The organism is Ferrovibrio sp., assembly GCF_035304305.1.
Lineage (GTDB): Bacteria > Pseudomonadota > Alphaproteobacteria > Ferrovibrionales > Ferrovibrionaceae > Ferrovibrio.
In genome coordinates this window covers 1-10,908 of sequence record NZ_DATGQG010000169.1, presented here as the reverse complement: position 1 = coordinate 10,908, position 10,908 = coordinate 1, and the positions used below count along the sequence as shown (strand labels likewise).

Sequence of the window (10,908 nt, the reverse complement as noted above, 5' to 3'; positions counted from 1 at the left end):
CAGGCCAACGCTGCCGACGAACTGGTTCATGCGACATGGGGCGGTGGCGGCGCCGCCACCACCCGCACGGCCTACGCCGAACCCTTCACCGCGGCCACCAAGATCCCGGTCAAGATCGCCGAAGTGCCCAATACGGCCGGTGTCATCCGCTCACCGGCGGCGGCGTCTCAGTACAGCACCGCGACCGTGACCTACTTCGAGGCTGTGGCGCTCGCGAAGCAGGGACTTCTCGAACCGTTCGACGACAAGGAACTGCCGCATCTGGCGGAAATTCCCGATAACATCATCGTGCGGGACAAGAACAACAAGGTTGTTGGCGTACCGTCCTATTTCGGCTTCTACGGCATCGCCTACAACAGCGACCTTGCGAAGAGGGAGGACTTCGCGTCCTGGAACAATCTCGGCGACCCGAAATGGAAGGGTAAGCTGTCGATCACCAGGCCTGTCTACGCCGCGCCCTATGATCTGGTGATGCTGGCCAGGGCGAACGGCGGCAGTGCCGACGATATCAAGCCGGGTCTGCCGATCCTGGAGAAGGTCATCGCCAACACGCTGACCACCTATACCTCGCTTGCGCATATGAACACGCTGCTGACCCGGGGCGAGGTGGCGGCCGTTCCCTTCTATTCGACCCGCGTCTGGCACCTGAAGCGCGAGGGCGTGAAGAATGTGGAAATGGCGATCCCCAAGGAGGGTGTGCTGATGCTCGCCTACGCCACCGTCTCGCCGAAGGGTGTGAAGAACCGCGCCAACACCGCCAAGTTCATCGACTTCCAGCTGCGCGCCGAACCCCAGGTTAAGGCGGCAACGCTGGGCGGCGGTCTTCCGACCAACAAGACGGCCAAATGGCCCGCCGACTTCCAGGAGACCTTCGGGATTACCCAGGAAGACCTGATGAAGGTGGTCTATGCTCCGGACTGGAGCAAGATCGTCGAAGAGAATGAGGAGCGGGTCAACATGGTCGAGAAAATGATGGCGAACGCCCCCCGCTGACGTGCAGGGGCGCCGCGACCGCGGCGCCCCGTTTCCCGATTGCGAGTGATCATGATCAACGAAAAGAAGACCGGCAGCATTGATGTTGCCGGGGTGAGCAAGTCCTACGGCGACACCGAAGTCCTGCGGGAGGTGTCGCTTCGCATCGAACCGGGCAGCTTTGTAACCCTGCTGGGGCCTTCGGGATGTGGCAAAACCACGCTTCTGCGGCTGATTGCCGGCTTCATTGAGCCTTCTCGCGGAGAAATCCGGATCAACGGGGTCAGCATGGCGGGCGTCGCCACGCAGAATCGCCCGATCGGCATGGTCTTCCAGAATCTCGCGCTGTTTCCCCATCTGACGGTATACGAAAACGTCGCTTATGGCCTGCGCCTCAGGAAACGGCCGGCGGCGGAGATTGACCAGCGGGTCATGCGCTTTATCGATCTCGTTGGCCTGAACGGACTGCATACGCGGCGCATCAATCAGCTTTCCGGCGGGCAGAAGCAGCGCGTGGCGCTTGCCCGGTCCCTCGTTCTCGAACCGGCTATTCTGCTGCTCGACGAGCCGCTCAGCGCACTGGACCTGCAGCTGAAGAAGCAGCTGCAGGTCGAGCTGAAGCGGATCCAGAAGAGTCTCGGCACCACCTTCATTTATGTGACCCACGACCAGGAAGAGGCGACGGTGATGTCGGACACCATCGTCGTCATGAACAAAGGTGCGCTGCAGCAGGTCGGAACGCCCCGCCAGATCTATGACAAGCCGGCAAATTTCTTCGTCTCGCGGTTTATCGGCGACATCAATGCCCTGCCGGGGAAGGTCGTGCGAGCGGATGAGAAGACGGCCGAGATCCAGAGCGATGCCGGTGTGATCCGGCTGCCTGCCGCCAATCTGGCCGCCCAGCGTCTGTCGGCCGGCATGGACTGCATGATCTGCTTCCGTCTTGAGGATGTCTCGGTCGGGACGGCGGGCACGGATGATTCTGACCGGGTCGGCCTTTCGGCCAGGGTAACGGACATCCTGCCGCTTGGCGCGGTTTCCCGCATCTCCTTCATGACCGGAGGTGAAACGATCACGTCGCTGATGATGACCCACGATCTGGACGGACGGGTTCCCCGGGTGGGAGACGAATGCCGGCTCGCCATTGCCAGCGACAGGATTCACGTTTTTGCAGGCCGGGGGGCATGATGACGGCCATCGACCGCGGCCTTGCGGGCCAGTCCATAACCGAGCTCAAGCGTGGCCTCGAGGCGAAGCGCTACTCCGCGCGCGAGGTGATCGAGGATCTGTTCCGGCGTGCGGAACGCTTCAAGGCCTATAATGCCTTCGCCTATCTCGATCAGGAGGCTGCCCTGAAGGCGGCGAAGGCCGTCGATGAAGCCCTTGCTAAGGGGCAGCAGGGATCGCGCCCCCTCGGCGGTGTCCCGGTTTCCGTGAAGGACCTTATCAATACGGCTGGAATGCGGACGGCCTACGGATGCAGGCTGTATGCCGATCATGTGCCTGCCGCCGATGCGACCTGTGTTGCCCAGGTGCGGGCGGCAGGCGGCATCATTTTCGGCAAGTCGACCACGCCGGAATTCGGCCACAAGATCATGACGGACAGCCCGCTGCACGGCGCGACGGGCAATCCATGGAATATCCAGCGCTCCTGCGGTGGATCCAGTGGTGGCGCGGCGGTCGCCGTCGCCCTCGGCCTGGGGCCGATTGCGATCACGACCGACGGAGCCGGCTCAAGCCGGATTCCCGCTGCGGTATGCGGCGTCTATGGCCTCAAGCCGAGCCTCGGCCGCGTGCCCAACGACGGCGCGAGCGATGTCTTCAATCTGATGGTCTACAACGGCATCATGGCGAGGATGCCGGAGGATCTTGGCATCGGTCTCCGTGCCATGAGCGCGCCTCATGCCGGCGACCCCTGGAGTCGGTACTTCCCGCCGATGCCCCCGCTGGCGGAGCGGCCCAGTGTGGCAGGCAGGCGCTTCCTGATGATCCGCCGCTATTCGAACCGTTACCTTGATCCGGAGATCGAGGCTGCGCTGGAGGACACCGGCCGCAAGCTCGAAGCCGCCGGGGCGGTGGTTGAGGAATTCGACGGCAGCACCTTCGAATGGTCTCTCGACGTGGCGCGGCGCCTGCTCCGCGTCAATCAGGCGGCCCGCTATACCAGGATGGTCGCCGAGCAGAGGGAGGAACTCGATCCTTCCTTCGTGCGCATCGTGGAGGAGGCGCAGGAGATCGACATCACGAGAATCGGTGCCGACATGCAGGAGCGGACCAGGCTGTATCAGCGGGTCGACGCACTCTTCGCGCAGGCCGACTACCTGCTCATGCCCACCACGGCGGGAACGGCGCTGCCAATCACCCAGAACCAGCACGGTCCCTTCGTTCTGGACGGGAAGGAGATCGGCTCGCTGCGCGATGAATGGTACCCCTACACCATTCCCTACAACGTGACCGGCCATCCCGCGCTCAGCCTGCCCCACAGCCTCCATACCAACGGCCTGCCGATCGGCATTCACGTCGTGGGACGCTGGGGCGACGAGGTCGGTCTCATCGACATCGCCCGCGCGATGGACGAGGTGACCGCGGCCTCGCGTCTGGCGGCGCCGCCACTCAGGCAGGAAACCGTGCAATGAGCGCCATCCAACGCGCCGGAGGATGGCGCATTCTCATGCTGCTCCCGGTGGGCCTGCTTCTGCTCACCTTTGTCGTGTCGGTGCTGCAACTGTTCGGCGCGGCCCTGCTCGAGGGGGGTGAGTTCTCGACGACCTATTTCCGGCAGATCCTTGACCGGCCGGACTATCATGTCGCCTTCACGCGTACCCTGCTGACGGCCCTGGTGGTGGCGCTGCTCGCGGCCGTCATGGCCTATCCGGTCGCGTTGCTGCTCTGGCGTGCGGGCCAGTGGCGTAACAGTCTGCTGATCGTGGTGCTGGTGCCGTGGCTGGTCAGCCTCGTGGTGCGGACCTACGGCTGGATGGTCGTCCTCGGGCCCAAGGGGTTCATCAACGAGTTCCTCGCCTGGGCCGGGCTGATCGACGCGCCGCTCAAGCTGATGTTCAACGACCTCGGTGTCGTGATCGGCCTGACGCATGTCCTGATCCCGTTCGCGGTGATCTCCACGCTTTCGGCGCTGCTGCAGATTGATCCGAATCTGGAGGAGGCGAGCCGCATCCTGGGCGGCAACCGCTGGCAGACCTTCCGCCGGGTGGTTCTGCCGCTGTCGATGCCGGGCGTGTTCACCGGCGTGATCGTGATCTTCCTGTCGACGATGGGCGCGATCGTCACGCCGATTCTGCTCGGCGGCATCCGGCAGCATTTCGCCGGGACGCAGATCTACCAGGAGGTTGTCTACAACTTCAATCTCAACAAGGCCTCGGCCTGGTCCATCAGCCTGCTGACCCTCAGCCTTGTGGTTCTTGTGCTGCTGAAGCTGGTGGAACGGCGAATGCTGAAGAACCAGGAGGTCTGATCCATGCGCAAACTGCATCCCCTGACCCGTCAGCTCGGCATCGCGCTTCTGCTGTTCCTGCCGGCGCCGATTTTCGTGGTCGTCGGCGCGTCCTTCACCTCGGCCGGCCATATCCAGTTTCCGCCGGGCGAGCTGAGCATCCGGTGGTATATCGAGGCGGTTCTGGATCCCCGCTGGCCGGCGGCTTTCTTCACCAGCCTCTGGATCGCCGCGGCCACCGCCGTCGTCATCACGGCGATCAGTTTCCTGACGGCCTTCTACTGCATCCGCTATGCGCCGGGGATCGCGGGCATCCTGGAGACGATGATCTTCTCTCCGCTGTTCTTCCCCCACGCTGCGCTCGGAGTCGCCATGGTGGCGGTGGTGGCCAGTCTGGGGCTTCTCGGCACCGGCACGGGCATCGTGCTGGCGCATCTCATCTGCACGCTGCCCTTCGCCTACCGGCCGATGTTCATCTCCCTGAAGAAGATCGACGGCGAGCTGATCGAGGCCGCGCAGGTTCTCGGAGCAAGCGAATGGCGGATCATGCGGGACGTCATTCTTCCGCTCAGCAAGTCCGGTTTCGTGACCGCGCTGCTCTTCTCGTTCATCATCTCCTTCGATGAAGTCACGGTGAGCATGTTCCTGATCGGGCCCGACGTCATTACCCTGCCGGTGCAGATCTACTCCTTCATCCAGGACAGTGCCTCGCCGGTGCTGGCGGCGATCTCGACGGCCACGGTGGTAATCACCTTCCTCATCGTGTTCCTGCTCGAACGTACCGTCGGCCTGGAATTCTTCGTCGAGAAGGATTTCGCCTGACGGTCAGCGCCGCTTGGGCTTCGCCAGGGTCCGGGCGGCCTCCAGCAGGAATGCGTCGAGCTGCTGCCTGAGAAGGGCCAGGAACTCCTCGGCCAGAAGCGACGTCTCGCGATAGCGGGGACGCATGAGCCGGAAGGTATAGTAGATTTCCGGCTCGAAGCGCCGCTGGACAATCGGCTGCCACTTTGTCGCGGCATAGGCGGTGAAGGGATCGACGATGGCGACTCCGAGATTCTGCGCGACAAGGGCGCAGGCCTCGGACGAGGAATAGACCTCATAATCCAGGCGCCGCGAGATGCCACGCTGGTCGAAGACCGCGTCGATCAGATGACGCATCCGGCCGTCACTGGGAAATGACAGAAACTGCTCGTCAGCGAGATCGGACGGCTTGATCACGTCCCTTGAGGCCAGCCGATGCCTCTCGGGCAGGACGCAGACGGCAGGCCATTCGCACAGCGGCTCCGAGATCACCGCCGGGTGTTCGAACGGCATCATCGAGAATCCCAGATCGGCCTGCTGGCTCACGATTCGCTGGTTGATGATGGTCGAGCTGCGCACGTGCGACACCAGTTTCGCCTTTGAATGGGTGGCGAGAAACTTGCCGACCACGGAAGGGAGGAAACTGTCGCCGAAAGCCGGCGTGGAGATGATATGCAGCGATCCGGCCGTGCGGGAGCGGATGTCCCGCGCGAAGGCCTCGATCTCCGCCAGACCCGAGAAGATGCGGGTGGCTTCGCCATAGAGCAGAAGCGCCTCGCTGTTCGGCACCAGCCGCTTTCTCTCCCGGGAGAAGAGCGGAAATCCGACATCATATTCCAGCGCGGTGAGCATCTTGCTCACGGCGGGCTGCGACAGCCGCAGGCGTTCCGCCGCGGCGGTAACCGATCCGGTATCGATGAATGCACAGAAAGCCTGCAGCTGGCGATGGGAAAGCGCCATGATCCCCTCAATATAACCAACAGGAATGACATTCCTCAGATTATGACTTTGACGAGCCGGAGGAATGCCTTGAAAGTGCCATCCTATCTCGCTGTTTATGGGCTCGGAAGAAAAATATGCCCCGTTATAAGGACAACGACTTTCTGCATTCCTCGGTCAAGTTCGAGCCATACTGGTGGGAGGAGTTTCGTCCCGTCGACTGCATCGCCAGCACGCTTCCGGCCCAGGTCGATGTCGCAATCATCGGTGGCGGATATGGCGGTCTTGGCGCAGCCCGGATGCTGTCCGATCTGGGGTTCAGTTCCGTCGTGCTGGAATCCGGCCAGTTCGGTTCCGGCGCAAGCACGCGCAGCGGCGGGGCGATCAGCGCCGGACTCAGCATAGGGAAAAGTTTTACGGGGCGGTCGCTCGGCTTTCCGCAGGAGATCGTCAGCACGATCGTGCAGTGGGCGAAGGACGCCTTCATTCATGTGCAGGAACTCGTGGAGCAGGAAGGAATCGCCTGCCATTTCGAGAAGCGGGGGCGTTTCCTCGGCGCCTGCGCCCCGTCGCATTACGAAGCCCTGAGGGATCGCGAGTCGAAACTCAAGGCCAGCGGGGTGTCCGGCTGCTATCTGGTGCCCCGCGAGCAGCAGGCGAACGAAATCAACAGCGACTACTATCACGGCGGCATGGTGTTTGACGATGCCGGCAAGCTGCATCCCGCACTTTTCTATGGCGGTCTGCTGGATGCCTGCCGCCGGCGCAACAGCATCGTGCTCAGCAGTCAGAACCGGGCGCTCAGCCTGCAGCGCCGCGGCGCCGGCTGGGAAGTGCAGACCGAGCAGGGCGTCGTGCGGGCGCGGCACGTCTTCGTCGCCACCAACGGCTATACCGGTCCGCTGGTGCCGCCGCTGCGCCGCCGGCTCATCCCGGTGGCCAGCAACGTGATCGCCACCGAGGAACTGCCGCCGGATCTCGCCGCCTTCATCTCCCCGAAGGGGCGAACCTTCTCAGAAACGCGGCGCCTGATGCACTATTACCGCATCTCCCCGGACGGCAAGCGCGTGATCTTCGGCGGCCGGACGCGGTTCCGCCACGTCCCGCAGGAAGAGCATGCCCGCATTCTGCATGCCGAACTCACGCGCCGCTTCCCGGTGCTGAGGGAGATCAAGGTCACGCATGCCTGGCAGGGCAATGTCGCCTTCACCTCCGATTCGCTGCCGCATGCGGGCGAGCTGGGCGGCATACACTATGCCGTCGGCTGCAACGGCAGCGGCGTGTCCATGATGCCGTTCCTCGGCGCCATGGTTGCTATGCGGATCGCAGGCCGGCTGCATGGCAGGTTGCCCTTCGGAGATCTGCAGATGCGGGCCTTTCCCATGTACAACGGCGTGCCCTGGTTTCTGCCGGCTGCGGAAGGCTATTTCCGGGTCATGGATTTTCTGGATGAGAGGGTTGGGCGGTGAGTGGAGATCCGCGGCAAAGCCGCATTTCAGGTCATCTGGCGGAGCTTCATTCCCGGTTCCGCGAGCAGAATCCGAAAAGTGCCGCGGCGCAGCAGGCAGCCAGAGGCGTCCTGCCCGGCGGGAACACCCGATCGGTGCTGTACTATCAACCGTTCCCGCTGACCATGGCCCAGGGGCGGGGAGCGCGACTCCGGGATATAGACGGCCACGAATACCTCGATTGCGTTGGCGAGTTTTCCGCCGGACTCTACGGACATGACGAGCCGGAAATCCTCGGCGCCATCAGGGAAGTTCTGAATCGCGGTCTGGTTCTGGCCGCACCGACCGATCTTGAAGCCCGGATGGCCGCGCTGCTGCAGCAGCGGTTCCCGTCGCTGGAACGCCTGCGCTTCTGCAACTCTGGTACCGAGGCCAACCTGTTCGCCATCGCCACGGCTATCGCCGTGACTGGCCGGCGCAAGGTGATGGTCTTCCGGCATGCCTATCATGGCGGCGTCCTGGTCTTCGGGGATGCCAGCCTGCCGATGAACGTGCCGCATGACTTCGTGATGGCGGACTACAATGATGCCGAAGGGGCGCGCCGGATCATCGAGGAGCAGGGCGGCGAACTGGCGGCGGTCATCGTCGAACCCATCCTGGGAGCCGGCGGCAACATCCCCGGCGCGCCGGGCTTCCTGAAGGCGCTGCGCGAGGCCACGCAGCGTACCGGTACGATCCTGATCTTTGACGAGGTCAAGACGTCACGGTGCGGTCCCGGCGGCGTCCAGCAGCTCATGGGCATCCGGCCCGACCTGACCACTATGGGCAAATATGTCGGCGGCGGCCTGCCCTGCGGCGTGTTCGGCGGTCGCGCCGACCTGATGGACCGCTTCGATCCGGCCCGTCCGGATGCGCTCAAGCACGCAGGCACCTTCAACAACAACGTCTGCACCCTGGCCGCCGGTCTGGCGGGGCTGAGCAGGGTCTTCACGCCTGAGCGGGCTGCGGATTTCTTCTCGCGCAGCGAGGATTTCCGGCTGTCCATGAACCGGGAGTTCCGGGAACGGAATCTGCCCATGCAGTGTGTCGGCCTGGGTTCGATGTTCAGTCTTCATTTCACGGCTGACCCGGTGAATGCCCCAGCCGATATCCCGGCGCACAGCCGGCTGCTCGGGCAGCTCTTCCACATGCACAGCCTGCTGAAGGGTGTCCTGGTCTGCGCGAGAGGCGATCTCTTCCTGTCGCTGCCCATGACGGACGCCGATCTGCAGAAGGTCCGGGAGGTCATGCTGGATTTCGCCGCAAGCTATCCGGATGTGCTGACGGCTGGGTGACCGGCAAGGATGGTCCGCATCCTGCCATCCCGCGACGCCGCGCACTCATTGCCGGAGGTCCCCCTGTTCCGTTAACCCGGCAGATGGCCATATTATTTTTATATTGACTTAATTAAGTATTCACTTAATATTTAGGCCATGCAGAGCTTCATGGCCCTATCCGACCCGACCCGCCGCCGCATCATCGAACTCCTCAGCCGGGGCGAGCGCGCGGCCGGCGAGATCGTCGATGCCTTCGCGGTCAGCGCGCCGGCCATATCGCAGCATCTGAAGGTGCTGCGGGAGGCCGGGCTGGTGGAGATGCGGGCGGATGCGCAGCGGCGCATCTACCGGCTGAACCCCGAAGGCCTGGACGAGATGGATGCCTGGATCCGCAATGTCCGCCATTTCTGGGCCGGTCGCCTGGACGATCTGGAACGCGAATTGCGCAAGCCGGAAGCCAAGCCTGGCAAAAGGAGCAAGCGATGAGCAGTGATGTGACCGACAACAACGCCTATGGCACGGTCCTCGAATCCGGCGCAGTGCGCTTCGAGCGGCTCCTGCCCGGGCCGATCGAGCGGGTCTGGAGCTACATCACCGAGCCGGAGAAGCGCGCCACGTGGCTCGCGGGCGGCGAGATGGAGCTGCGCGTCGGCGGCAGGGTGACGCTGGAATTCGACAACAGCCGCCTGTCGCCGCCGGGCGAGGCGGTGCCCGAGCGTTACCGGCAATACAGCGGTCCGGTCACCAATCCGGGCCGGATCACGCAGCTGGATGCCCCGCGTCTGCTCGCCATGACCTGGGGCGACAGGGGCGACGGTTCACCCGCCTCGGAAGTCGTCTTCGAGCTGAAGCCGCAGGGCAACAAGGTACTGCTGACCCTGACCCATCGCCGGCTGACCAGTGCCACGGAAGGCCTCATGGTCTCCTGCGGCTGGCATGTCCATCTGGGTGTCCTGGCAGCCGTGCTGCGGGCGGATGCGCCGCCACCCTTCTGGGCACGGTTCGACGAACTGGAGCGGCACTACCGGAAGCATTTCACGGCCTGAAACAAAAAAAGCCCGGCGTCGCCGCCGGGCTTTTTCCCTGTATGCCACAGGCCTCAGTCGACGGCTTCGATCGCCTTCTTCAGGATGTCGAAGATCTCGTCGATATGGCCCTTGTTCAGGATCAGCGGCGGCGACAGGGCCAGCGTGTCGCCGGTGACGCGGGCGACGAGGCCCATCTCGTAGGCTTTCACGAAGACCTCGTAGCCGCGCTTGCCCGGCCCGTCCTCGCGGGGCGCCAGTTCGACACCGGCCATGATGCCGATATTGCGCAGGTCGACGACGTTCTTCGTGCCCTTCAGGCTGTGCACGGCGTCTTCCCAGTAGGGCGAGAGCGCCTTGGCATTCTCGAAAATGCCCTCGTCGCGATAGAGGTCGAGGGTGGCGAGGCCGGCGGCGCAGGCCAGCGCATGGGCTGAATAGGTATAGCCGTGGAACAGCTCGATCATGTGCTCGGGGCCGTTCATGAAGGCGTCATGCACATGCTTGCGCGTGAACACGGCGGCAGCCGGCACGGCGGCGTTGGTCAGACCCTTGGCCGTGGTCATGATGTCGGGCAGCACGCCGAAGGTATCGGCGCCGAAGGCCGCGCCGGTGCGGCCGAAGCCGGTGATCACCTCGTCGAAGATCAGCAGGATGCCGTGCTTGTCGCAGATCTGGCGCAGCTTCTGCAGATAGCCCTTGGGCGGGATCAGCACGCCGGTGGAGCCGGCCACCGGCTCGACGATCACGGCCGCAATGGTGCTGGCGTCATGCAGCGCGACGATGCGCTCCAGCTCGTCGGCCAAGTGCAGGCCCCAGTCGGGCTGGCCGCGCGAAAAGGCCATGTCCTTCAGGCTGTGGGTATGCGGCAGGTGGTCGACGCCGGCCAGCATGGGGCCGAAGACCTTGCGGTTGGCAACGATGCCGCCGACGGAAATGCCGCCGAAGCCGACGCC

The 10,908-nt window shown here is 63.8% G+C and carries 11 protein-coding genes; 9 read left to right on the top strand and 2 right to left on the bottom strand.

Going from position 1 to position 10,908, the window contains the following annotated elements; genetic code table 11:
• From VKZ87_RS18350 to VKZ87_RS18330, 5 genes are all read left to right on the top strand, one after another.
• On the top strand, positions 1 to 993 hold a 993-nt coding region (locus tag VKZ87_RS18350), incomplete at its 5' end, for an extracellular solute-binding protein (protein ID WP_324222725.1).
• Between the two features lie 51 nt (positions 994 to 1,044).
• Positions 1,045 to 2,160, top strand: a complete 1,116-nt coding sequence (locus VKZ87_RS18345; protein WP_324222724.1) for an ABC transporter ATP-binding protein — start codon at positions 1,045 to 1,047, stop codon at positions 2,158 to 2,160.
• Positions 2,157 to 3,608, top strand: a complete 1,452-nt coding sequence (locus VKZ87_RS18340; RefSeq protein WP_324222723.1) for an amidase — start codon at positions 2,157 to 2,159, stop codon at positions 3,606 to 3,608. The genes VKZ87_RS18345 and VKZ87_RS18340 overlap by 4 nt, the downstream gene beginning before the upstream one ends.
• A complete protein-coding gene (locus VKZ87_RS18335; protein ID WP_324222722.1) occupies positions 3,605 to 4,444 on the top strand; it encodes an ABC transporter permease in 840 nt (279 codons plus the stop codon). The genes VKZ87_RS18340 and VKZ87_RS18335 overlap by 4 nt, the downstream gene beginning before the upstream one ends.
• Before the next feature lie 3 nt (positions 4,445 to 4,447).
• The gene (locus VKZ87_RS18330; RefSeq protein WP_324222721.1) at positions 4,448 to 5,245 is read left to right on the top strand and encodes an ABC transporter permease; all 798 of its coding nucleotides are present in this window, start codon (positions 4,448 to 4,450) and stop codon (positions 5,243 to 5,245) included.
• Positions 5,246 to 5,248: 3 nt separating this feature from the next.
• On the opposite strand, the gene VKZ87_RS18325 is transcribed toward VKZ87_RS18330, so the two are convergent.
• Positions 5,249 to 6,184, bottom strand: coding sequence for a LysR substrate-binding domain-containing protein (locus tag VKZ87_RS18325; protein ID WP_324222720.1), 936 nt, complete (start codon positions 6,182 to 6,184; stop codon positions 5,249 to 5,251).
• A 116-nt stretch (positions 6,185 to 6,300) separates the two neighbouring features.
• Between VKZ87_RS18325 and VKZ87_RS18320 the strand changes: the two genes are divergently transcribed.
• The 4 genes from VKZ87_RS18320 to VKZ87_RS18305 all read left to right on the top strand — a co-directional run bounded on the left by VKZ87_RS18320 (position 6,301) and on the right by VKZ87_RS18305 (position 9,973).
• Entirely contained in the window at positions 6,301 to 7,632 is a 1,332-nt protein-coding gene (locus tag VKZ87_RS18320) for an FAD-binding oxidoreductase (RefSeq protein WP_324222719.1), read from the top strand.
• A 134-nt stretch (positions 7,633 to 7,766) separates the two neighbouring features.
• On the top strand, positions 7,767 to 8,945 hold the full coding sequence (locus VKZ87_RS18315; RefSeq protein ID WP_324222718.1) for an aspartate aminotransferase family protein: 1,179 nt from the start codon (positions 7,767 to 7,769) through the stop codon (positions 8,943 to 8,945).
• 150 nt (positions 8,946 to 9,095) lie between these two features.
• On the top strand, positions 9,096 to 9,413 hold the full coding sequence (locus VKZ87_RS18310) for a metalloregulator ArsR/SmtB family transcription factor (RefSeq protein WP_324222717.1): 318 nt from the start codon (positions 9,096 to 9,098) through the stop codon (positions 9,411 to 9,413).
• Positions 9,410 to 9,973 carry an SRPBCC family protein gene (locus tag VKZ87_RS18305; protein ID WP_324222716.1) on the top strand — a complete coding sequence of 188 codons (564 nt, stop codon included), beginning with the start codon at positions 9,410 to 9,412 and terminating at the stop codon, positions 9,971 to 9,973. Before VKZ87_RS18310 ends, VKZ87_RS18305 begins: the two co-directional genes overlap by 4 nt.
• Before the next feature lie 53 nt (positions 9,974 to 10,026).
• Here the strand turns inward: VKZ87_RS18305 and VKZ87_RS18300 are convergent.
• A partial coding sequence (locus VKZ87_RS18300) for an aminotransferase class III-fold pyridoxal phosphate-dependent enzyme (protein WP_324222715.1) occupies positions 10,027 to 10,908 on the bottom strand: 882 nt, incomplete at its 5' end.

What these genes read in the sequence shown, in the direction of transcription:
- VKZ87_RS18345 (WP_324222724.1), top strand. Translation starts at nt 1,045, where the DNA reads ATGATCAACGAAAAGAAGACCGGCAGCATTGATGTTGCCGGGGTGAGC.
- VKZ87_RS18340 (WP_324222723.1), top strand. Translation starts at nt 2,157, where the DNA reads ATGATGACGGCCATCGACCGCGGCCTTGCGGGCCAGTCCATAACCGAG.
- VKZ87_RS18335 (WP_324222722.1), top strand. Translation starts at nt 3,605, where the DNA reads ATGAGCGCCATCCAACGCGCCGGAGGATGGCGCATTCTCATGCTGCTC.
- VKZ87_RS18330 (WP_324222721.1), top strand. Translation starts at nt 4,448, where the DNA reads ATGCGCAAACTGCATCCCCTGACCCGTCAGCTCGGCATCGCGCTTCTG.
- VKZ87_RS18325 (WP_324222720.1), bottom strand. Translation starts at nt 6,184, where the DNA reads ATGGCGCTTTCCCATCGCCAGCTGCAGGCTTTCTGTGCATTCATCGAT.
- VKZ87_RS18320 (WP_324222719.1), top strand. Translation starts at nt 6,301, where the DNA reads ATGCCCCGTTATAAGGACAACGACTTTCTGCATTCCTCGGTCAAGTTC.
- VKZ87_RS18310 (WP_324222717.1), top strand. Translation starts at nt 9,096, where the DNA reads ATGGCCCTATCCGACCCGACCCGCCGCCGCATCATCGAACTCCTCAGC.
- VKZ87_RS18305 (WP_324222716.1), top strand. Translation starts at nt 9,410, where the DNA reads ATGAGCAGTGATGTGACCGACAACAACGCCTATGGCACGGTCCTCGAA.